Origin of the sequence: Sphingomonas sp. S1-29 (assembly GCF_026167545.1) — a bacterium.
Lineage (GTDB): Bacteria > Pseudomonadota > Alphaproteobacteria > Sphingomonadales > Sphingomonadaceae > Sphingomonas.
This window is the reverse complement of the sequence record NZ_CP110678.1, coordinates 590,112-610,295: the sequence shown is the minus strand read 5'-3', so window position 1 is coordinate 610,295 and position 20,184 is coordinate 590,112. Positions and strand designations below refer to the sequence as shown.

Sequence of the window (20,184 nt, the reverse complement as noted above, 5' to 3'; positions counted from 1 at the left end):
CCATGAAGAAACTGCTCGTACTGCCGCCGCTGTTCCTCGCGCTGGCGATGCCCGCCTCGGCGCAGCGTCCGCCCTATGACACGCCTGCGCCGGTGGCGTTCATCGAGGATTTGTCGTCGGGCGCGGTGCTGTATGCCAAGGACGCCGATCGCCGGATGCCGCCGGCGTCGATGGCCAAGATGATGACGACCTATGTCATCTTCGACATGCTCAAGAAGGGCGAGCTGAAGCTCGACCAGAAGTTCCGCGTCCGCCCCGAGACCTGGGAGCGCTGGCACGGCCCCAAGGCGGGCTCGACGATGTTCCTGTCGCCCAACGAGGAAGTGAGCGTCGAGAATCTGCTGTACGGCGTGGTCGTGCTGTCGGGGAACGACGCCTGCGTCGTGCTCGCCGAGGGGATTGCCGGCACCGAGGAAGCGTTTGCCAATTTGATGAACCAGCGCGCCAAGGCGATCGGCCTGAGCAACAGCCGGTTCGGCAATTCGAACGGCTGGCCCGATGAAGGCCGCACCTATGTCACCGCGCGCGACCTGGCGACGCTCGCCAAGGTGACGATCGAGCAGCATCCGCAGCTCTACAAGAAATTCTACACCCGCCGCGATTTCACCTGGGGCCAGACGATGGGTGGCAACGCGATCACCCAGGCCAATCGCGACCCGCTGCTCGGGCGCGTCGACGGCGCCGATGGGCTGAAGACCGGGCATACCGAGGAAGCGGGCTATGGCTTCACCGGATCGGCCGAGCAGAGCGGGCGGCGGCTGGTTATGGTGCTTGCCGGGCTGACCAGCGCGAACCAGCGGATCAGCGAGTCGGTGCGCTTCATGGAATGGGGCTTCGGCGCGTGGAAGTCGCGGCCGATCGTCAAGAAGGGCAAGCGCGTCGAGACCGCCGACGTCCAGCTGGGCGGCGAGGCGACGGTCGGGCTGGTCGCGCCGCGCGACCTGTCGATCACCGTCCCCTCGGGCACCAGTGCGCCGGTGACCGCCAAGGTGGTGTATCAGGGGCCGATCAAGGCGCCGATCGCCGCGGGCCAGCACATCGCCGACCTGGTCATCACCAGCGCCGACACCGGCGAGCAGCGGATGCCGTTGGTCGCCGAAGCCGCGGTCGAGGAAGCCGGCTTCTTCGGGCGCGTCTGGGCGGGCCTGATGTCGCTGTTCGCTTGATCGGACGCTTCATCTCGCTCGAGGGCGGCGAGGGGGCGGGGAAGTCGACCCAGGCCGCCGCGCTCGCCGCCGCGCTCGAAGCGCGCGGGCTGCCCGTGCTGGTGACGCGCGAGCCGGGCGGGAGCGAGGGCGCCGAAGCGATTCGCCAGCTGCTGATGCAGGGCGATGTCGCACGCTGGAGCGCGCATGCCGAGGCGTTGCTGTTCGCCGCGGCGCGCGCCGATCATGTCGAGAAGCGTATCCGCCCGGCGATCGCGGCGGGGACGTGGGTGATCTGCGATCGGTATCTCGACTCGACGCGCGCCTATCAGGGCGCGCAGGGGATCGACGATGCCGCGATCCTGGCGCTGCACGGTTTTGGATCGAAGGGGTTGCTGCCCGATCGCACCTTCTTCCTGACACTGCCGCGCGCGGCGGGGCAGCAGCGGACGCGGGCGCGCGACGGCGCCGCCAACGACCGGTTCGAAGCGCGCGATGCGGCGTTTCACGATGCCGTCGCGGCGGGGTTCGAGGCGATCGCGGCGCGCGAGCCCGATCGGGTGCGGCGGATCGACGCGGCGCGGTCGGCCCTCGAGGTGACGCAGGCGCTGCTCGACGGCCTCGCCGACCTGCTGCCATGACGCCAGCGATCGGCAACGCCGCGCCGCGCGCCGCGTTCGCCGCGGCGATGGCGGGCGGGGCGCTGCATCATGCGTGGCTGATCACCGGTCCCGAGGGCACCGGCAAGGCGGGGTTCGCGCATGATATGGCGCGGCGGATGCTCGCTCATGCCGCCGATCCTTCGCTCGACCCTACGGCGGCAGTGCCTGCGGGGCATCGGATCGGCGCGTTGCTCGATGCCGGGTCACATCCCGATTTTAGGCTGCTGGCGCGGCTGCCCAAGGATGCCGAGAAGCCCGACCAGGATGTCGCACGCAGCATCACGATCGCGCAGGTGCGCACGTTGCAGCCGATGTTCGCGACCAAGCCGTCGATGTCGTCGCGCCGCGTGGTGCTGATCGATTCGATTGACGATCTCGAGCGCGGCGGCGCCAATGCTTTGCTCAAGAACCTCGAAGAGCCGCCGGCAGGGACGATCTTCCTGCTGGTGAGCCATGCGCCGGGGCGGCTGTTGCCGACGATCCGCTCGCGCTGCCGCCTGCTGCGCTTTGCCGCGCTCGAGGATGCCGAGGTGGCGGCGGTGCTGCGGCACGAACTGCCCGAGGCGGGCGACGACGAGATCGCGGTGCTGGTGCGTGCAGGCGCTGGGTCGCCGGGGCGCGCGCTGCGCTTTGCCGGGCTCGACATGGCATCGATCGAGCGCGACCTGACGCTCCTCGCCGATCGCGGCGATGCCGACAATGCGATCCGTTCACGGCTCGCCAAGGCGCTGGGGGTGAAGGCTGCGCACCCCCGCTATGTCGCATTTCTCGAACGCGTACCCGCCTTCCTCGCCGAGCGTGCGCGGCTGTTGCAGGGCAGTGCGCTTCGCGACGCGCTCGACGCACACGCCGCCGCCAAGGAGGTGGCGGGTGCGGCGATCGGCCTGTCGCAGGACGCGGGCGCGGCGGTGTTCGAAATCGGCGGCATCGTCGCACGCCTGGCGCGCTGACGGCTTGGCAACGGGGCTTGTGCCACGCCCCTCCCACCCCCTAAACGCCGCGCATGGCCGAACCTTATTACATCACCACCGCGATCCATTATCCCAACGGCAAGCCGCATATCGGCCACGCCTATGAAATGATCGCCGCCGACGCGATCGCGCGGTTCCAGCGCCAGGCGGGGCGCGACGTGCGCTTCCAGACCGGCACCGACGAACATGGCCTCAAGATGGTCCAGACCGCGCGCGACCGCGGCGTACCGGTGCGCGCGCTTGCCGACGAGATGTCGGGATATTTCAGCGACATGGCACAGCGTCTGAATATTTCGTGTGATCGGTTCATCCGCACCGTCGAGCCTGAGCATTATCGCGCCAGCCAGGCGATCTGGCAGGCGATGCAGGACGCGGGCGACCTGTATCTCGATCGCTACGAGGGCTGGTATTCGGTTCGCGACGAAGCCTTCTACGAGGAAAAGGAACTGACCGAGGGGGCAGGGGGCGTCAAGCTTTCGCCGCAGGGCACTCCGGTCGAATGGACCGCCGAGGAGACCTGGTTCTTTCGCCTGTCGAAATATCAGCAGCCCTTGCTCGATTTCTACGCCGCCAATCCCGGCTTCATCCGCCCCGAAAGCCGCCGCAACGAGGTGCTTCGCTTCGTCGAGGGTGGGCTGATCGACTTGTCGGTATCGCGCACCAGCTTCGATTGGGGCGTGCCGGTGCCGGGCAGCGATGGGCATGTGATGTATGTCTGGGTCGATGCGCTCACCAACTATCTCACCGGCACCGGTTATCCCGATGGCGGCGAGCTTTCGCGCTATTGGCCGGCGGCGTCGCACATCATCGGCAAGGACATCGTTCGCTTCCACGCGGTCTATTGGCCGGCGTTCCTGATGTCGGCGGGGCTTGCGCTGCCAAAGGAGGTATTCGGCCACGGCTTCGTGCTCAACCGCGGCGAGAAGATGTCGAAGTCGCTCGGCAACGTCGCCGATCCGATGGCGCTCGCCGATGCATTCGGGGTCGATGCGCTGCGCTATTTCCTGCTGCGCGACATCGGTTGGGGACAGGATGGCAGCTATTCGCCGCGCGCGATCGCGATGCGCGCCAATGCCGATCTGTCGAACAGCTTCGGCAATCTGGCGCAGCGGACGCTGGCGTTCATCGCCAAGAATCTCGACGGCGCGATGCCGGGGGCGGGGCGGGGCGATCCTGCCGACGCGGCGTTGCTGGCGACCGTGGGCGAGGCGAACGCCGAGTTCGTCCGGCTCTTCGGCGATCATGGGCTCACCCAGGCGCTCGAGGCCTGGATGCGCGGGGTTTTCGCCTGCAACCAATATATCGATGCGCAGGCGCCCTGGGCGCTGCGCAAGACCGATCCCGAGCGGATGGAGGCGGTGCTCGGCACGCTGATCCGCGCGATCCGGCTGTGCGCGATCACGATCCTGCCGGTGGTGCCAGCTGCCGCCGGCTCGATGCTCGACCAATTGGGGGTCGAGGATCGCAGCCACGCGGCGCTTGCCGACGAAACTTGGTACGCCGCGCACGCAGCGACGGGGTTTCGGATCGCGCCGCCGACCCCCATCTTCCCTCGACTGGACATCCCCGAGGAGGAACCGGCGGCATGATGCTGGCCGACAGTCACTGCCACCTGAATTACAGAGGCTTGGTCGACGAACAGCAGGCGGTGCTGGCGCGGGCGCGAGCGCGTGGGGTGGGGGCAATGCTCAACATCTCGACGCGCGAGAGCGAGTGGGGCGACGTTGTCGCGACCGCCGAGCGCGAGCCCGATGTTTGGGCGACGATCGGCGTCCACCCGCACGACGCCGATGCGCATCCGCATATCGATGCCGATGCGCTGACCGCAGCGGCCGACCATCCGCGCGTCGTCGGCCTGGGCGAATGCGGCCTCGACTATCACTACGATCATAGCGACCGCGCGGCGCAGGCGGTGAGCTTCCGCGCGCATTGCGTCGCCGCACGCACAACCGGGCTGCCGATCGTCGTGCACAGCCGCGACGCCGAGGACGATACCGTGTCGATCCTGCGCGACGAGCTGGGGAAGGGGGCCTTTGGCGGGGTGATCCACTGCTTCACCGGCACCAGCGGCTTTGCGGATCAAGCGCTTGCGCTGGGTTTCTACATCTCGATTTCGGGCATCGTGACGTTCAAGAGCGCGCGCGACCTGCAGGCGATTGCCGCACGGCTGCCGCTCGATCGACTGCTGATCGAGACTGACGCGCCCTTTCTAGCCCCGGTGCCGCATCGCGGACGGCCAGGCGAGCCCGCGTTCGTCGCCTACACCGCCGCGTTCCTCGCCGAGCTGCGCGGCGAACCGGTCGAGGTGCTGGCGAAGGCGACCGCCGAGAATTTCCACACCCTGTTCGCCAAGACCCGCGCGTGAAAATCCGCTTGCTGGGATCGGGCACGTCGAGCGGCGTGCCGCGGATCGGCAACGACTGGGGCGCGTGCGATCCTACCGAGCCGCGCAACCGCCGCACGCGGTGCGCGGCGCTGGTGTCCACGGCGACGACGCGTATCCTGATCGACACCGGTCCCGACATGCGCGAACAGTTGCTACTGGCCGATATCGGCGACGTCGATGCGGTGATCTGGACGCATGATCATGCCGATCACACCCATGGTATCGACGATCTGCGCCAGATCGCGCACAATCGCGGTCGGCAGGTCGCGGGCTATGCGCGGCCGCACACTTTCGCGGGACTGGAAAGGCGGTTTGCCTATGTCTTCCACGGTCGCGGGCCGTATCCGCCGACGGTCGAGCTGCAACCGCTGGATGATAGCGTGACGATTGGCGATGTCGTGGTGCGTGTGGTCGACCAGCCGCACGGCGACATTACGAGCGCCGGCCTTCGCTTCGACCATGGCGATTCATCGATCGTATATTCGACCGATTTCCATGAGCTTACCGCTGATATGCAGGATCTGTATCAAGGTTGCGACGTCTGGGTAGTCGATGCGCTTCGCCACCAGCCGCATCCTTCGCACCCGCATCTCGAGGCTACGCTCGAATATATCGCGCGTATCCGGCCGGGTTTTGCCGCGTTGATCCACATGGACCAGTCGATGGACTACGCGGCGCTGCGCGCATCGCTGCCGGCGGGGGTCGAACCCGGCTATGACGGGATGGAAATCATCGCATGACCGAGGACGACACGCTCAACCTGGTGCTCGGCATCGGGGTGCTGGTGTTGGTGCTGAGCTCGCTGAGCCTGCGCCGGATGTCGTTCGGGCTGTTCCTGCGGTCGCTGATCAGCTGGGTGCTGATCATCGGGCTGATCTCTGTCGCGGTGCTCAACCGCGACAGCATCGAGATGGCGCTGGGCGGTGTCGGCGAGCGGCTGGGGATTTCAGGGCAAGCGGTCGAGGGCGATACCGTGCGGATCCGCCAATCGCCCGACGGCCATTTCTATGCCCGCGTGTCGATCAACGGGCAGCCGACGCGGATGCTGATCGATAGCGGCGCAACGATCACCGCGCTGTCGGTGGAAACCGCCGAGCGCGCCGGCATCGACGTATCGCGCGCCGGCTTGCCGGTGTTGCTCAACACGGCGAACGGCACCGTATCGGCGCGGCGCGGCGTAGCGCAGACCGTGTCGATTGACGGGCAGCTCGAAACCCGCGACCTTTCGGTGGTGGTGGCGCCGAGCTTCGGCGACGTGAACGTGATTGGGATGAACTTCCTGTCGCGATTGGGGTCGTGGCGCGTCGAGCAACGGACGCTGATCCTCGAGCCCGACCGCCAACCATAATCTAGTATTTAACATAATACATATTATCGGTTCGATGGATAACATCACCCGGAGGTCAGATGATTGAGCGATTGACGGCGATCATGGCACGGCTCCGCGATCCCCAGCATGGTTGCGAATGGGATCTTGCGCAGAGCTTTGCCTCGATCGCGCCCTATACGATCGAGGAAGCCTATGAAGTCGCCGATGCGATCGATCGCGGCGATATGGCCGATCTCAAAGACGAGCTCGGCGACCTGTTGCTCCAGGTGGTGTTCCACAGCCGGATGGCCGAGGAAGCCGGCGCTTTCGCGCTGCCCGACGTGGTCGCTGCGGTCAGCGACAAGATGGAGCGCCGCCACCCGCATATCTTCGGCGACGCGGTGCATTTCCCCGGCTGGGAACAAATGAAGGCCGCCGAACGCCATGCGCGTGCCGATTCGGGTGCGCTCGATGGCGTCGCGCTCGGGATGCCAGCCTTGCTGCGCGCCGAAAAGCTGCAGAAGCGCGCCGCCCGCGTCGGCTTCGACTGGCCCGACGCCAGCGGCGCGCGCGCGAAGATCGACGAAGAGCTCGCCGAGGTCGAGGCCGCATCGCCGAGCGAGATCGAGGGCGAGATCGGCGACCTGCTCTTCTCGGTCGTCAATTGGGCGCGGCACCAGGGCGTCGATCCCGAAGCCGCGCTGCGCGCCGCCAATGCCAAGTTCGAACGCCGTTTCCGCGCGATGGAGCAGCAAGCCGGCAGCGACTTCCCCGGCCTGAGCCTCGACGAAAAGGAAGCGCTGTGGCTTGGCGCAAAGGCGAGCGAAGCCCGGCGCTGACGCTTCAGCGCTGGGCGAACCGCTCGCGATCGGCGGGCGCCATCCGCACTTCGTAGATCGCATCGCCCTCCTCGATCCAGTGATCGAGCACTTCGCCATGCTGATGGAGCCAGGCGGCCCCCGCCCCGTCGCCGGCTTCGAGCGTCAGATGATAGCGCCGATGCCCCTGGGTCAGCCGCGCGGCGGCGACCTCGATCATCGCGTCGACGCCCTCCCCCGTCAGCGCCGACAGGATCGCGACATCGTCGCGCGCCGCTGCCTTGTTGGTAAGGTATTCGCGCGCTTCTTCGTCGAGCAGGTCGAGCTTGTTCCACGCCTCGAGCCGCGGTGTCGTCTCGGCGACACCGATTTCGCTGAGCACCTTTTCGACATCGGCGCGCTGCGCGTCGCTGTCGGGGTGCGCGACGTCGCGGACATGGATCAGCAGGTCGGCCGAGATGACTTCCTCGAGCGTCGCCTTGAACGATGCCACCAGCTGGGTCGGCAGGTCCGAGACGAAGCCGACGGTGTCCGACAGGATCGCCTTGTCGACGCCGGGAAACTGGACCTGGCGCAAGGTCGGGTCGAGCGTCGCGAACAACAGGTCTTCGGCCATCACCGCGGCACCGGTCAGCCGGTTGAACAGCGTCGATTTGCCGGCGTTGGTGTAGCCCACCAGTGCAACCACCGGCCAAGGCGCGCGCTGGCGCCGATCGCGATGGAGCGAGCGCGTGCGGCTGACTTGGTCGAGCTCGCGCCGCAACCGTGCCATGCGATCGCGGATCAGGCGGCGATCGGCCTCGATCTGCGTTTCGCCCGGACCACCGAGAAAACCGAAACCGCCGCGCTGGCGTTCGAGATGGGTCCAGCTGCGCACCAGCCGCGACGATTGATAGTCGAGATGCGCCAGCTCGACCTGAAGCCGCCCTTCGGCGGTGCGCGCGCGCTCGCCGAAGATTTCGAGGATCAGCCCGGTGCGGTCGATGACCTTGCAGCCGAGCCCGGTTTCGAGGTTGCGCTGCTGTACCGGGGTCAGCGCCGAATCGAACACCGCGAGCGTAATCGCGTCGTCGCGAACCTTCTCGGCCAACTGTTCGACCTGCCCGGCACCCAGCAATGTCGCGGGCTTGGGCGCGCGGATACGGAAGGCGATCCGCTCGCGCACCTCGACGCCGATCGCGGCGGCTAGCCCGGCAGTCTCTTCGAGCCGCGCATCGGTGTCGCGCGACGATCCGCCCTGATCGGGCAGCACCACGATCGCCCGCGCGCCGCGCGCGAAATCCTCCCCGTCGCGTTCGAAGCCGGTACTCAAGGCGCGTCCGGCTGGGTTTGCTCATCGGCCAGGTTCAGCGGGTTGGCGGGCTGCACCGTCGATACCGCATGCTTGTAGACGAGCTGCGACATGCCGTCGCGCTGGAGCAGCATGCAGAACAGGTCGAACGCCGCGATCTGGCCCTGCAGCATTACGCCATTGACCAGGAACATCGTCACCGGCTCGGCCTGCTTGCGCACCGCGGTGAGGAAAATCTCCTGCAATACCGGCTGCTTGGCCTGCGAAGCTGCCACGCTTTCGATGATCGGCGCCAGGTCCATCTGGCCGGTCGGCATGATCGTCGAGATCGCATGCTTGTAGATCAGCTGCGATTGGCCGTCGCGGCGCAGCAGCACCGAAAAATTGTCGAACCAGGTGACGATGCCCTGCAGCTTGACGCCCTTGACCAGGAACATGGTGACCGGGGTCTTGGTCCGGCGGAGCGCGTTCAGGAACTGATCCTGCAGCGAGGTTTGCTTTTCGGCCATGATGGCTGCCTTTGTTTTTGGCGGGACATGTCCCGCGAATGCGCCGTTCCCCGACGTCGGTCGCGCGCGCATCGCTTCGCCCGCGCCGTTAATCTAGGAAGCCGGCCCGTGAACGTCCAGCCACAGCCTCACTCGTCGCGCGTTTCGGTGATCCCGAGCAGCTTGAGCTTGCGGTGCAGCGCCGAGCGCTCCATCCCGATGAAGCTGGCGGTGCGCGAGATGTTGCCCGAGAAGCGGCGGATCTGGACGCGCAGATATTCGCGCTCGAAGGTCTCGCGGGCCTCGCGCAGCGGCGTCCCCATGATCGCCCCTGCACCCATCCCCTGCCCGCCATCGCTGCCGGTGCCGAGCACTTCGGGGGGCAGCAAATCGAGATCGATCCGGCCTATCCGGTTGCCCGGCGTCAGGATGACGGTGCGTTCGACGACGTTGCGCAGCTGGCGGACATTGCCCGGCCATTCATAGGATTGCAGCGCGACCATCGCGTCGCCCGCAATGTCGGGGGTCGGCACGCGGCGTTCGGCGGCATAATGCGCAACGAAATGCTCTACCAGCGGGGGAATATCCTCGCGCCGTTCGGTGAGCGACGGGATCGCGACCGGCACCACGTTGAGCCGGTAATACAGGTCCTCGCGGAACCGCCCCTCGGCGATCTCGTCGATCAGATTGCGCGCGGTCGCCGATACGACGCGGACATCGACCTTGACGACGCGCGTGCCCCCTACCCGGCTGAAGCTCTGGTCGGTCAGCACGCGTAGGATCCGCGCCTGCGTCGCGATCGGCATGTCGGCGATCTCGTCGAGGAACAAGGTGCCGCCATGCGCCTGTTCGAGCAGACCGGGGCGCACGAGGTCGTTGGCGTCCTCGATCCCGAACAATTCCTCATCGACTCGCTCGGGGGTCATCCGCGCCGCGCTGACGATGACGAAGGGCGCGGCGGCGCGCAGGCTCCAGCCGTGCAACAGCCGCGCGGCGACCTCCTTGCCGACCCCTGCCCCGCCCGAGATCAGCACCCGGCTGCCGGTCCCCGCGACGCGTTTCAGCGTCGCGCGAACGGTGTTGATCGCCGCCGAATTGCCCGTCAGATCGGTCTCGCGACCCGCCGAGGCGCGCAGCGACGCGATCTCGCGCTTTAGCCGTTCGGTCTCGGTCGCGCGTTCGACCATCAGCACCAGCCGCTCGGCTTCGAACGGCTTTTCGATGAAGTCCGATGCGCCGCGCCGGATCGCCGCGACCGCGGTGTCCAGATTGCCGTGGCCCGAAATCACCAGCACCGGCACCGTCGGGTCGCGCCGCTTGATCTCTTCGAGCAGTTCGAGCCCGTCGAGCTTCGATCCGTGCAGCCACACATCAAGCAGCACCAGCGAGGGCCGCCGCGCGGCGATCGCCTCGAGCGCCGCATCGCTGTCGGCGGCGGTGCGCGTGGCATAGCCTTCGTCTTCCAAAACGCCGGCCACCAGTTCGCGGATGTCGCGTTCGTCGTCGACGACGAGGATGTCTAAACTCATGATTCAAGTCCGATTTCGGGTAAGCATGATCGGCAGGTCGTCGTCTTCGTCGTCGCTCGCGCCGTCGCTGGTGAGCTTGGCGAGCAGCTGGGCATCGAAGCTCATCGTCACGCGGGTGCCGCCCGCGGCGCGATCGGAAAATTCCATCGTCCCGAAATGCTCCTCGACGATCTTCTTGACGATGGCGAGGCCAAGCCCGGTACCGCGGTTGCGCGTCGACATATAGGGCTCGACGATCCGGTCGCGCTCGACCGGTAGCCCGACGCCATTGTCGGTCAGCTCGATCACCGCGCGGCCATCGGCCTCGACGCGCAGCGACAGCGCGATCTCGCCCGCGGGCAGGTCGTCGCCGGTGCGCGCCTCGATCGCCTCGACCGCGTTCTTGATGACGTTGGTCAGCGCTTGGCCTAGCTGGCGGCGATCGCACACCAGCGCCTCGGGCGCGTCGTCCTGGTCGAGCTCGAAGCCGATCTCGGGATGCGCGACTTCGTGGAGGAACAGCGCCTGGCGCGCGATGTCGACCAAAGATTCTCGCTCGAACACCGGTTTGGGCATCCGCGCGAACGACGAGAATTCGTCGACCATCCGGCGCAGATCGCCGACCTGGCGGACGATCGTCTCGGTCAGCCGCGCGAAGGTGCCGTCCTCGGGATCGATCTGCTTGCCATAGCGGCGCTGGAGCCGCTCGGCGGCGAGCTGGATCGGGGTGAGCGGGTTCTTGATCTCGTGCGCGATCCGGCGCGCGACGTCGGACCATGCCGCGCGGCGCTGATCGAGCAATTGCTGGGTGATGTCGTCGAAGGTGAGGATCAGGCCCATATCGTCGTCGCGCGCGATCTTGACCGCAAGCGTCTTGGCCTCTCCGCCGGCGTTGAGCTGGACCACCGCCTCGCGCTGGTCGCTGTCGAGCAAGGCCGCGAGTTCGGGCGCGACGTCGCCGAGCGGGCGGCCCACCGGGCTGTCGCTCGCCTTCAACAGCGCGATCGCCGAGCTGTTGATCAGCCGAACGGTGCGATCGGCGCCGATCGACATGACCCCGGCGCTCACCCCCGACATCACCGCTTCGATCAGCGCGCGCCGGCTTTCGATCTGCGCGTTGGCGTTGACCAGCGCATTGGTCTGTTGCTGCAGCCGCTCGGTCATCTGGTTGAAAGCGCTGGCGAGCGTGCCGACCTCATCCTGGGATTTGGGCTGCGCCACCCGCGCATCGAGATCGCCGCTCGCGACCCTCCGCGCGGCACCCACCAGTTCGCCGACCGGGCGCACCAATCGATCGGCGACCGCAAGCGCGACGAACACCGCGGCCGCGACGATCACCAACGAGATGCCGAGCAGCGCCAGGTTGAACAACAGCTGCAATTCGCGCGACCGGGCCTGCAGCGCGCGATAGTCGGCCACCACCGATTCGGCGCGCTGCTTGCGCAGCATCAGTTCGCGTGCGCCGACCACGCGGCTCGAAGCGATCAGATATTCGGTATTGGGCACACGAGCGAGCGACTGGATCCGCTCGCCATTGACGCTGACGACGCTCGGCCTGCCTGCGTCGACCGCGCGGACATCGGCGATCTTGATTTGCCGAGCCAGACCGTTTTCATACGGGTCGATCAGCGCGAAGGTAAGGATCTCGTCCTTGGGGGAAACCTTGAAAACGATCGATTCGGCCAGACTGCGCTGCAGCACGCTCTGGCTGTAGATCTCGACGAACTCGGGGGTGTCGAAGCCATAGCCCTGCGACAGCAGGTTATAGACGTCGGTCCCGACCGCGATATTCTCCTTGTCGACCCACTGGGTCATCTCGGTATAGGATTCGTTGGCGAGCGTCGCCGCGCGCTCGATCATGTCGCGCGCACGGTCCGAATAGAAGAATTCGACGCCATATTGGAACAGCAGCGACGCGACGATCGTCACCAGGATCAGCGGCACGCTCGCCAGGACCGAGAAGAGCGCGACCAATCGGACGTGCAGCTGTCCCCCGCCGCCGATCGGCGAGCGCGCGGCGCGCGCCTTGGCGATGCGGCGGCCGAGCAGCACCAGCAGCCCTACCCCCGGCAGCATGTTGGCGATCAGCAGCAGCGCCACCACCGGCGGCGACAAGGGCCGGGCGCTCGCAGTACTGCCGGTGATGATGAAATAGGTCGCGATTCCGATCGCGATCGCGCCCGCTAGCACCGCCCATTCGATGACCGGCGTTACCGCGCGGCGCTGGTCGCTCGGCGCGGCATGATATCCGGGGTCGATCATTGCCTCCATCGTTGCAACGGTACAACGAGAGCGTTGCCTAGAAAACACATATTCTGCCGCTCGACCGATCGGGTGGCCGCTACTCGGTCACCGTCCGCCGCGCGGTATCGATCTCGAGCGTGTCGAGCCGCTTGCGCAGCGTGTTGCGATTGATCCCCAGCACGCGTGCAGCACGCAGCTGGTTGTTCCCGCACCGCGCCAGCACCGCCTCGATCAGCGGACGTTCGACCTCGGCGACGATCCGGTCGTACAGCGTGCCGTCCTCGAACGCGCGCGGCTCGTCGCGCGCCATCCGTTCGAGCCGCGCGTGGATCGCGGCGGCAAGGTCGGGATCGGGTTCGGCGGTGGCCGGCGGTTCCTTGCCGAGGTTCGAGCGGATCTCGTCGGCGCCGATCGTCTCGTCGCGGCCCAATGCCGCCACCCGGCGCATGAGGTTATCGAGCTCGCGGACATTGCCCGGCCAGTCATAGGCTTCGAGCGCCATCAGCGCGCTGCGATCGATCCCCTTGCGCGGCAGGCCATTCTCGGCGGCGCGATCGAGGAAATGGCGCGCGAGCAGCCCGATATCCTGCCGGCGTTCGCGCAGCGACGGCAGCGCGACGGGCACCACGTTGAGCCGGTAGAACAGGTCTTCGCGAAACTGCCCCTGCCCTACCTGTAGCTGCAAATCCTTGTTCGTGGCAGCAACGATGCGAACGTCGGCGCGGATCGTCCGCGCGCCGCCGACGGTGGTAAACTCGCCCGACTGCAGCACGCGCAGCAGCCGCGTCTGCGCCTCCATCGGCATGTCGCCGATCTCGTCAAGGAACAGCGTCCCCCCCGCCGCCTGTTCGAACTTGCCCGCAACGCGCGCCGCTGCCCCGGTGAAGGCGCCGCGTTCATGCCCGAACAACTCGGCCTCGATCAGCTCGCGCGGGATCGCCGCCATGTTGAGCGCGATGAACGGCGCATGCCGGCGCGGCCCCAGATCGTGGATCGCGCGCGCCACCAGCTCCTTGCCGGTACCCGATTCGCCCGAAATCAGCACCGTAAGGTCGTTCGCCACCACGCGCGCGATGACGCGATACACTTCCTGCATCGGCGGCGAACGCCCGATCAGCGGCACCCCGGGGTCTTCGCCATCGATCGCGTCGATCGGTCGCCCGACGCGCCGCGCCAACGCGCTGCGGACGGTATCGGCAAGCACGTCGAGGTCGAAGGGCTTGGGCAGGTAATCGAACGCTCCTGCCTCGGTCGCGCGCACCGCGGTGGTCAGCGTGTTCTGCGCCGACAGCACGATCACCGGCAGCCGCGGATGCTCGGCGGTGAGCGTCGCGGCGAAATCGAGCCCGTTACCGTCGGGCAGAATGACGTCGGTGACGACCACATCGGGAAGCCCGCTCGCGAGTTCACTGCGCAACAGCGCCAGCGTCCCGACGGTGACGACGCGATGGCCTGCCCGCCGCAGCGCCTGCGCGATCACCGTGCGGATCGCGGCGTCGTCGTCGCATACCAGGATGCTGCCGACCGGGTTCATTCGGGCGCCCGTGGCAACAGCAAGCGCAACACCGTCCATTCGGGCTCCCCTTCGCGCGCATAGCCGACGATCCCGCCCATATCGCGCACCAGCTTCTCGACGAGCGGCAGCCCGAGCCCCTGCCCCTCGGGCTTGCCCGAAACGAAGGGTTCGAACAGGTGCGCGGCGATGTCGGCGGGGGCGCCTGGGCCATCGTCCAGCACGCAGATTTCGATCGGCAGCGGCTGGCGCGGGCGACCGGGGCCTGCGCTCGCCGACATGCCGTGGCGATAGGCGGTGGCGATCACGATCCGCGCATCGTCCTGCCCCGCCACCGCCTCGGCAGCGTTCTTGAGCAGGTTGAGCATCACCTGGAGGAAGCGATCGCCGTCGAGCATCACCGGCGGCAGCGAGGGATCGAAGCGCTCCTCGATCACCAGGTCGCGCGCAAAGCCTGCGCTCGCGACGCGGCGGGCATGCGCCAGCAGCGGATAGATGTTCGCCGACTCGAGCGCTGGGGTGCGGGTGTCGGTGAAATCCTGCATCCGATCGATCAGCGCGGCGATCCGATCGACCTCGGTGGTGATGAGCTCGGTCAGTTCGCCGTCGCCGCCGCCCGATCCGAGCAGCTGGGCCGCGCCGCGTATTCCCGACAGCGGGTTCTTGATCTCGTGCGCGAGCATCGCCGCGGCGCCGACTGCCGCCCGCGCGCCCGCCCCGCGATCCCCCGCGCTGTGCCGCCGCGCCACCGCCAGATCGTGCAGCGTCACGATCCGCCAGCCCGGATGATCGCCCAGCATCGCCTCGATCAGGTCGACGCGGATACGATGCCCGCGCTGCGTCGTGAGGTCGGTGTCGAACAGCGCGAGCCCGCGGTCGCGCCGCGCGGCATATTCTTCGGGCAGGTCGAGAATCTGGTGAAACCCCAGCCCGCGCATCGATCGCTCGGACTGGTTGAGCAGTTGCTCGCACGCGCCATTGGCGAACACCACGCCGTCGCCGGCATCGAGCACCAGCACCGCTACCGGCAGTGCGGCGAACAGATCGGCAAATGCAGGCGAACCCGCCCCCGCCATCACGCCGCGGCGCGCGATCGCCAGGGGGCGTAGAATTCGGCGAGCATCGCCTGCACCGTACGCGGATCGGCGATCTGGTTGACGCGATTGCGGAACTCGGCCGAGCCATGCAGCCCGCGCGTGTACCAACCGATATGCTTGCGCGCCATGTTCACGCCGGTTTCGATCCCGTAATGGCTCAGCATCGCGTCATAATGCTCGGCGATCATGTCATATTGGTCGCTGATCGACGGATCGGGCACTTCACGGCCGGTGGCGAACCACTGCATCACCTGCCCCAGCAGCCACGGCCGGCCATAAGCACCGCGGCCGATCATCAGCCCGTCGGCGCCCGATTGTTCGAGCGCGGCTTCGGCATCGGCGATCGAGCAGATGTCGCCATTGGCGATCACCGGCAGCGATACCGCGTCCTTCACCCGGCGGATGAAGCCCCAATCGGCCGAGCCCTTGTACATCTGGTTGCGCGTTCGGCCGTGGACGGTGATCAGCTTCACGCCCAAATCCTCGGCGATCCGCGCCAGTTCAGGGGCGTTCAGGCTGTCGTGGCACCAACCCATCCGCATCTTGAGCGTCACAGGCACCTTCACCGCCTTCACCGTGGCGTCGATGATCGCGGCGGCGTTAGGCAGGTCGCGCATCAGCGCCGAGCCCGCGTCGCCATTGACGATCTTCTTGACCGGGCAGCCCATGTTGATGTCGATGATCGCCGCGCCGCGATCCTCGTTGAGCTTCGCCGCCTCGGCCATTTCATGCGGGGTGCAACCCGCGAGCTGCATCGAGATCGGCTCTTCGACCGCATCCCAGTCGGCCTTTTGCAGCGACTGGCGCGTTTCGCGGATCATCGCCTGGCTGGCGATCATCTCGGTGACGTTGAGCCCCGATCCGAAACGGCGGACCAGCGTGCGGAAGGGCCGATCGGTGACGCCGGTCATCGGCGCGAGCAGCACCGGGCTGTCGATCCGCACCGGTCCGATCTCGATCGGGCGGAAATTATGGAGATTGGGTGTCTGCATGATGTGCCTAAAAATCGGGCAAGCCGTACAGCGCAGGCCCGCAGATGGCAAGACTGGCGGCGGTCTCCGGCTTGCGCTAGGCGGCAGCGATGGCCAACCACCGCACCGCCGCGCTGATCGTCGCCGCCGGCCAGGGCATTCGCGCGGGCAGCGAACGCCCCAAGCAGTTCGCCACGCTCGCGGGCAAGCCGATGCTGGTACATTCCTATACGGCGCTGCGTGATCATCCCGCGATCGAAACCGTTCTGATAGCGATCGGCGATGGCCAGCAAGCGGATCTACACGCGGCGGTGGGCGATGTTCGCTTCGTCCTTGGCGGTGCCACTCGGCGCGATTCGGTGCGCAACGGCATCGATGCGCTGATCGCCCAAGGCTTCGACCAAGTGCTGGTGCACGACGCTGCGCGCCCGTTCCTGCCGGGCCGCGTGATCGACGCATTGCTCGCGGCGCTCGGCGACCATCCAGGCGCGGTGCCTGCGCTACCGATCGCCGACACGCTCGCGCGCGCCGGCGACCTGCTCGGCGACACCGTATCGCGCGACGGTCTGTGGCGCATCCAAACCCCGCAGGCATTTCGCCTGCCCGAACTGCTGGCCGCGCACCGCGCCTGGCCTGCCGATGCCGAAGCGACCGACGACGCGCAGATGCTGCGCGCGATCGGTCATGGCGTCTGCATCGTCGAAGGAGATCGCATGCTCGAAAAAATTACCCACCCCGCCGATTTCGCCGCCGCCGAGGCAGCGCATGGCACGGCGCTGATCAGCCGATCGGCCAGCGGCTACGACGTCCACCGGCTCGAAGTCGGCGAGGAATTGTGGCTCGGCGGTGTGCTGATCCCGCACGACAAGGGATTGTCGGGGCATAGCGATGCCGATGTCGGGCTCCACGCGATCACCGACGCGCTGCTGGGGACCATCGCGGCGGGCGATATCGGGATGCATTTTCCCCCGAGCGATCCGCAGTGGAAGGGCGCCGATTCGGCACAGTTCCTCCAGCACGCTGCTGGCCTCGTTACGGCGCAGGGGGGGATCATCGACTTCGTCGACCTGACCTTGATCTGCGAGGCACCCAAGATCGGCCCGCATCGCGATGCGATCCGCGCGCGGATCGGCGAGCTCTTGCGCCTGCCCGTCACGTGCGTCAGCGTGAAGGCAACCACCACCGAGCGCCTGGGCTTCACCGGGCGGGGTGAAGGCATCGCCGCGATGGCGACCGCAACCGTCCGCATACCCGGAGTAATCTGATGCGTATCATGCCCTTTTTCGCGGCGGTTGCAACGATCGCGCTCCCAGGTGCGGCGGTTGCGCAGACCGCGCGGCAATGTGTGCCCCAGCGCGAGGCCGAAGCATTGTTTCTCTACATGGCGCCCGAGGTGATCCGCCAGACCGGACAGACCTGCGCGGCCAATCTGCCCGCCAACGCACTGCTGCGCCGTCAGTCAGGGCCATTCCTCGCCAAGTTCCAGACCGAGTCGGCGGGTGCCTGGCCGTTGGCGCGGAGCGCGATCGCGCGGATCGCCGGCGCCGATGTCCGCCAGATTCTCGATTCGCAGTTCGCGCAACCGGTGGTCGCCGCGATGGTGGCACCGCTGCTGATCCAGCAAATCCGCGCGCAGGACTGCGCCAGCATCGAGCGCGTCGTCGCGCTGGTCGAACCCCTACCCGCGCGCAACGCGGCATCGCTGGTCACTACCATCCTGCAGCTCGCGGGCGACAATGACGCCGAGGCGCGCCGCCGTCTGCCGATCACCATCTGCCCCGCCGGAGCGACCCGATGACCCATCGCGACACGTTGCTGCCCCAGGAACTGATCGACAGCGCGACCCGGGTGATCGAGGCCAATCGCGCGATCGGCCGACGCGTCGCGCTCGCCGAAAGCTGCACCGGCGGGCTGGTCGCTGCCGCGCTGACCGAGGTGCCGGGATCGTCCGACGTGTTCGATGCGAGCTTCGTCACCTATTCGAACGAAGCCAAGAAGATGATGCTGGGGGTGAGCGGCGACGTGCTCGACACCTTCGGCGCGGTATCGGTCGCGGTGGCGTGGCAGATGGCGCAAGCGGCGATCCAGCGATCGAGCGCCGACATCGCCGTCGCGATCACTGGAGTCGCCGGTCCTGGGGGGGGTACCGAGAAGAAGCCCGTCGGCCGGGTCGTGTTCGCGGTCGCCGAGCGCAGCGACGAACCGCGCGAGGTCATGGCCGATTCGCGTGACTTCCCCGATACCGGGCGCGGCGGCGTGCGGCTTCAGGCGGCGCTTTGTGCGCTCGAACTGCTGATGCCTGCGCCGGTCGAGCCGTAAAGCACCGCGGCGCGATCCTCGAACGCGCCGATCATCTTGCGCAACGCACGATCGAACACCTGCCCCGCGAGCATTTCGAACATCCGGTTCTTGAACTGGAAATCGACGCAGAAATCGACCAGGCAACCACCCTTGCCGTCGTCGCGGAACTTCCAGTCGTTGTTCAGATATTTCATCGGCCCGTCGAGATAGGCGACATGGATATGGTCGGGCCGTTCGAGCTGGACCTTCGAGGTGAAGGTTTCGCGCAGCCCCTTGAAGCCCACGATCATGTCGGCGACGAGTTCGCTGGCGTTGCTCGATCGCACGCGGATCGCGCTGACCCAAGGCAGGAATTCGGGATAGCGGCCGACATCGGCCACCATGTCGAACATCTGCTCGGGGGTGTAGGGCAGATGGCGGGTTTCGGTATGCTTGGGCATCAGGCGCGCACGCGCCCCAGTTTTGCCTCGCGCGCCGCACGCAGCCGGGCGAAATCCTCGCCGGCATGGTAGCTGGAGCGGGTAAGCGGTGACGAGGCGACCAGCAGGAACCCCTTGGCGCGCGCGATCGCGGCATAGGCATCGAACGCCTGCGGGGTCACGAAATCCTCGACCTTGGCGTGGCGCGGGGTCGGCTGGAGATATTGGCCCATCGTCAGGAAATCGACATCGGCCGAACGCATGTCGTCCATCACCTGATGCACTTCGAGGCGCTGCTCGCCCAGCCCCATCATCACGCCCGATTTGGTGAAGATCGTCGGGTCGTGGCGCTTGACGCTTTCGAGCAACCGCAGCGAGGCATAGTAGCGCGCGCCCGGCCGGATCGTCGGGTACAGCCGTGGGACCGTTTCCAGATTGTGGTTATAGACGTCGGGCCGCGCGGTGACGATCGCCTCGACCGCCGCCTGCGCCTTGTTGCGGAAATCGGGAGTCAGGATTTCGATCGTCGTATCCGGGGTGGTCCGTCGCAGCGCCTCGATCACCTTTACGAACTGCGACGCGCCGCCATCGGGCAGATCGTCGCGATCGACCGAGGTGATGACGATATGCTGCAGCCCCAGTTCGGCGGCGGCGTCGGCGGTGTGCTGCGGCTCGAGCGGATCGACCATCCGCGGCATCCCGGTCTTGACGTTGCAGAAGGCGCAGGCGCGGGTGCACACGTCGCCCAGGATCATCACCGTCGCGTGCTTCTTGGTCCAGCACTCGCCGATATTGGGGCAAGCCGCTTCCTCGCACACCGTCGCCAAGTTCAGGCGGCGCATCAGCGCTTTGGTTTCGGCAAAGCCGGTCGAGGTCGGCGCTTTCACCCGGATCCAGTCGGGCTTGCGCGCACGGGGCGGGCTAATTGCGGGGTTTGCGAGCGCGATACCGTCGTTCATGATGGCCAGATAGCCACCAACGGGCTGCAAAACAATGCCGGGAACCGCCGCGTATCCCGTCCATTTGTTAGGTAGGGCTAACTTCGAGTAAGTCCCGCTCAA

Annotated in this window: 20 protein-coding genes; 11 read left to right on the top strand and 9 right to left on the bottom strand. The window is 67.0% G+C overall.

What is annotated here, in order from left to right; all coding sequences use genetic code 11:
- Nucleotides 1-2 precede the first annotated feature (2 nt).
- From OKW76_RS02815 to mazG, 8 genes are read left to right on the top strand one after another with little or no spacing between them, the layout of a single operon-like run.
- The gene (locus tag OKW76_RS02815) at nucleotides 3-1,166 is read left to right on the top strand and encodes a D-alanyl-D-alanine carboxypeptidase family protein (protein WP_416221836.1); all 1,164 of its coding nucleotides are present in this window, start codon (nucleotides 3-5) and stop codon (nucleotides 1,164-1,166) included.
- Nucleotides 1,163-1,786, top strand: a complete 624-nt coding sequence (gene tmk, locus OKW76_RS02810; RefSeq protein ID WP_265550956.1) for a dTMP kinase — start codon at nucleotides 1,163-1,165, stop codon at nucleotides 1,784-1,786. Before OKW76_RS02815 ends, tmk begins: the two co-directional genes overlap by 4 nt.
- Nucleotides 1,783-2,757, top strand: coding sequence for an AAA family ATPase (locus OKW76_RS02805; RefSeq protein ID WP_265550954.1), 975 nt, complete (start codon nucleotides 1,783-1,785; stop codon nucleotides 2,755-2,757). The genes tmk and OKW76_RS02805 overlap by 4 nt, the downstream gene beginning before the upstream one ends.
- A gap of 53 nt (nucleotides 2,758-2,810) precedes the next feature.
- Nucleotides 2,811-4,367, top strand: a complete 1,557-nt coding sequence (metG, locus tag OKW76_RS02800; RefSeq protein WP_265550952.1) for a methionine--tRNA ligase — start codon at nucleotides 2,811-2,813, stop codon at nucleotides 4,365-4,367.
- Nucleotides 4,367-5,143, top strand: coding sequence for a TatD family hydrolase (locus OKW76_RS02795; RefSeq protein WP_265552734.1), 777 nt, complete (start codon nucleotides 4,367-4,369; stop codon nucleotides 5,141-5,143). Before metG ends, OKW76_RS02795 begins: the two co-directional genes overlap by 1 nt.
- A complete protein-coding gene (locus tag OKW76_RS02790) occupies nucleotides 5,140-5,904 on the top strand; it encodes an MBL fold metallo-hydrolase (RefSeq protein ID WP_265550950.1) in 765 nt (254 codons plus the stop codon). The genes OKW76_RS02795 and OKW76_RS02790 overlap by 4 nt, the downstream gene beginning before the upstream one ends.
- Complete coding sequence (locus tag OKW76_RS02785; RefSeq protein WP_265550948.1) at nucleotides 5,901-6,512, top strand: retropepsin-like aspartic protease family protein; 612 nt, start codon at nucleotides 5,901-5,903, stop codon at nucleotides 6,510-6,512. The genes OKW76_RS02790 and OKW76_RS02785 overlap by 4 nt, the downstream gene beginning before the upstream one ends.
- Before the next feature lie 59 nt (nucleotides 6,513-6,571).
- Complete coding sequence (gene mazG / locus OKW76_RS02780) at nucleotides 6,572-7,312, top strand: nucleoside triphosphate pyrophosphohydrolase (protein WP_265550946.1); 741 nt, start codon at nucleotides 6,572-6,574, stop codon at nucleotides 7,310-7,312.
- Nucleotides 7,313-7,316: 4 nt separating this feature from the next.
- Here mazG and hflX read toward each other — a convergent pair whose 3' ends face one another.
- From hflX to dusB, 7 genes are all read right to left on the bottom strand, one after another.
- Nucleotides 7,317-8,603: a GTPase HflX gene (hflX, locus tag OKW76_RS02775; protein WP_265550944.1), complete on the bottom strand. Its 1,287-nt coding sequence runs from the start codon at nucleotides 8,601-8,603 to the stop codon at nucleotides 7,317-7,319.
- Nucleotides 8,600-9,163, bottom strand: coding sequence for an RNA chaperone Hfq (gene hfq, locus OKW76_RS02770; RefSeq protein ID WP_265550942.1), 564 nt, complete (start codon nucleotides 9,161-9,163; stop codon nucleotides 8,600-8,602). The genes hflX and hfq overlap by 4 nt, the downstream gene beginning before the upstream one ends.
- Nucleotides 9,164-9,219: 56 nt before the next feature.
- The gene (locus OKW76_RS02765) at nucleotides 9,220-10,599 is read right to left on the bottom strand and encodes a sigma-54-dependent transcriptional regulator (RefSeq protein WP_265550940.1); all 1,380 of its coding nucleotides are present in this window, start codon (nucleotides 10,597-10,599) and stop codon (nucleotides 9,220-9,222) included.
- Between the two features lie 3 nt (nucleotides 10,600-10,602).
- Complete coding sequence (locus OKW76_RS02760; protein WP_265550939.1) at nucleotides 10,603-12,840, bottom strand: sensor histidine kinase NtrY-like; 2,238 nt, start codon at nucleotides 12,838-12,840, stop codon at nucleotides 10,603-10,605.
- Nucleotides 12,841-12,919: 79 nt separating this feature from the next.
- Complete coding sequence (gene ntrC, locus OKW76_RS02755; protein WP_265550937.1) at nucleotides 12,920-14,356, bottom strand: nitrogen regulation protein NR(I); 1,437 nt, start codon at nucleotides 14,354-14,356, stop codon at nucleotides 12,920-12,922.
- The gene (locus OKW76_RS02750) at nucleotides 14,353-15,411 is read right to left on the bottom strand and encodes a two-component system sensor histidine kinase NtrB (RefSeq protein ID WP_265552732.1); all 1,059 of its coding nucleotides are present in this window, start codon (nucleotides 15,409-15,411) and stop codon (nucleotides 14,353-14,355) included. The genes ntrC and OKW76_RS02750 overlap by 4 nt, the downstream gene beginning before the upstream one ends.
- Nucleotides 15,411-16,424, bottom strand: coding sequence for a tRNA dihydrouridine synthase DusB (gene dusB, locus OKW76_RS02745; protein ID WP_265550935.1), 1,014 nt, complete (start codon nucleotides 16,422-16,424; stop codon nucleotides 15,411-15,413). The genes OKW76_RS02750 and dusB overlap by 1 nt, the downstream gene beginning before the upstream one ends.
- A gap of 89 nt (nucleotides 16,425-16,513) precedes the next feature.
- Here dusB and OKW76_RS02740 point away from each other — a divergent pair, with 89 nt between their 5' ends.
- From OKW76_RS02740 to OKW76_RS02730, 3 genes are read left to right on the top strand one after another with little or no spacing between them, the layout of a single operon-like run.
- Entirely contained in the window at nucleotides 16,514-17,668 is a 1,155-nt protein-coding gene (locus OKW76_RS02740) for a bifunctional 2-C-methyl-D-erythritol 4-phosphate cytidylyltransferase/2-C-methyl-D-erythritol 2,4-cyclodiphosphate synthase (protein ID WP_265550933.1), read from the top strand.
- A complete protein-coding gene (locus tag OKW76_RS02735) occupies nucleotides 17,668-18,201 on the top strand; it encodes a hypothetical protein (protein ID WP_265550931.1) in 534 nt (177 codons plus the stop codon). The genes OKW76_RS02740 and OKW76_RS02735 overlap by 1 nt, the downstream gene beginning before the upstream one ends.
- Entirely contained in the window at nucleotides 18,198-18,722 is a 525-nt protein-coding gene (locus OKW76_RS02730; RefSeq protein ID WP_265550929.1) for a CinA family protein, read from the top strand. Before OKW76_RS02735 ends, OKW76_RS02730 begins: the two co-directional genes overlap by 4 nt.
- Here OKW76_RS02730 and OKW76_RS02725 read toward each other — a convergent pair.
- Both OKW76_RS02725 and lipA read right to left on the bottom strand, forming a co-directional pair.
- On the bottom strand, nucleotides 18,668-19,144 hold the full coding sequence (locus tag OKW76_RS02725; protein ID WP_265550927.1) for a type II toxin-antitoxin system RatA family toxin: 477 nt from the start codon (nucleotides 19,142-19,144) through the stop codon (nucleotides 18,668-18,670). The genes OKW76_RS02730 and OKW76_RS02725 overlap by 55 nt on opposite strands.
- Nucleotides 19,144-20,082: a lipoyl synthase gene (lipA, locus tag OKW76_RS02720; protein ID WP_256507317.1), complete on the bottom strand. Its 939-nt coding sequence runs from the start codon at nucleotides 20,080-20,082 to the stop codon at nucleotides 19,144-19,146. Before lipA ends, OKW76_RS02725 begins: the two co-directional genes overlap by 1 nt.
- Nucleotides 20,083-20,184: the final 102 nt, after the last annotated feature.

Bases quoted from the DNA above. Each gene is read 5' to 3' on its own strand.
- OKW76_RS02815 (WP_416221836.1), top strand. From the start codon at position 3: ATGAAGAAACTGCTCGTACTGCCGCCGCTGTTCCTCGCGCTGGCGATG.
- OKW76_RS02805 (WP_265550954.1), top strand. From the start codon at position 1,783: ATGACGCCAGCGATCGGCAACGCCGCGCCGCGCGCCGCGTTCGCCGCG.
- metG (WP_265550952.1), top strand. From the start codon at position 2,811: ATGGCCGAACCTTATTACATCACCACCGCGATCCATTATCCCAACGGC.
- OKW76_RS02795 (WP_265552734.1), top strand. From the start codon at position 4,367: ATGCTGGCCGACAGTCACTGCCACCTGAATTACAGAGGCTTGGTCGAC.
- OKW76_RS02785 (WP_265550948.1), top strand. From the start codon at position 5,901: ATGACCGAGGACGACACGCTCAACCTGGTGCTCGGCATCGGGGTGCTG.
- mazG (WP_265550946.1), top strand. From the start codon at position 6,572: ATGATTGAGCGATTGACGGCGATCATGGCACGGCTCCGCGATCCCCAG.
- hfq (WP_265550942.1), bottom strand. From the start codon at position 9,163: ATGCGCGCGCGACCGACGTCGGGGAACGGCGCATTCGCGGGACATGTC.
- OKW76_RS02765 (WP_265550940.1), bottom strand. From the start codon at position 10,599: ATGAGTTTAGACATCCTCGTCGTCGACGACGAACGCGACATCCGCGAA.
- OKW76_RS02760 (WP_265550939.1), bottom strand. From the start codon at position 12,840: ATGATCGACCCCGGATATCATGCCGCGCCGAGCGACCAGCGCCGCGCG.
- ntrC (WP_265550937.1), bottom strand. From the start codon at position 14,356: ATGAACCCGGTCGGCAGCATCCTGGTATGCGACGACGACGCCGCGATC.
- OKW76_RS02750 (WP_265552732.1), bottom strand. From the start codon at position 15,411: ATGGCGGGGGCGGGTTCGCCTGCATTTGCCGATCTGTTCGCCGCACTG.
- dusB (WP_265550935.1), bottom strand. From the start codon at position 16,424: ATGCAGACACCCAATCTCCATAATTTCCGCCCGATCGAGATCGGACCG.
- OKW76_RS02740 (WP_265550933.1), top strand. From the start codon at position 16,514: ATGGCCAACCACCGCACCGCCGCGCTGATCGTCGCCGCCGGCCAGGGC.
- OKW76_RS02735 (WP_265550931.1), top strand. From the start codon at position 17,668: ATGCGTATCATGCCCTTTTTCGCGGCGGTTGCAACGATCGCGCTCCCA.
- OKW76_RS02730 (WP_265550929.1), top strand. From the start codon at position 18,198: ATGACCCATCGCGACACGTTGCTGCCCCAGGAACTGATCGACAGCGCG.
- OKW76_RS02725 (WP_265550927.1), bottom strand. From the start codon at position 19,144: ATGCCCAAGCATACCGAAACCCGCCATCTGCCCTACACCCCCGAGCAG.
- lipA (WP_256507317.1), bottom strand. From the start codon at position 20,082: ATGAACGACGGTATCGCGCTCGCAAACCCCGCAATTAGCCCGCCCCGT.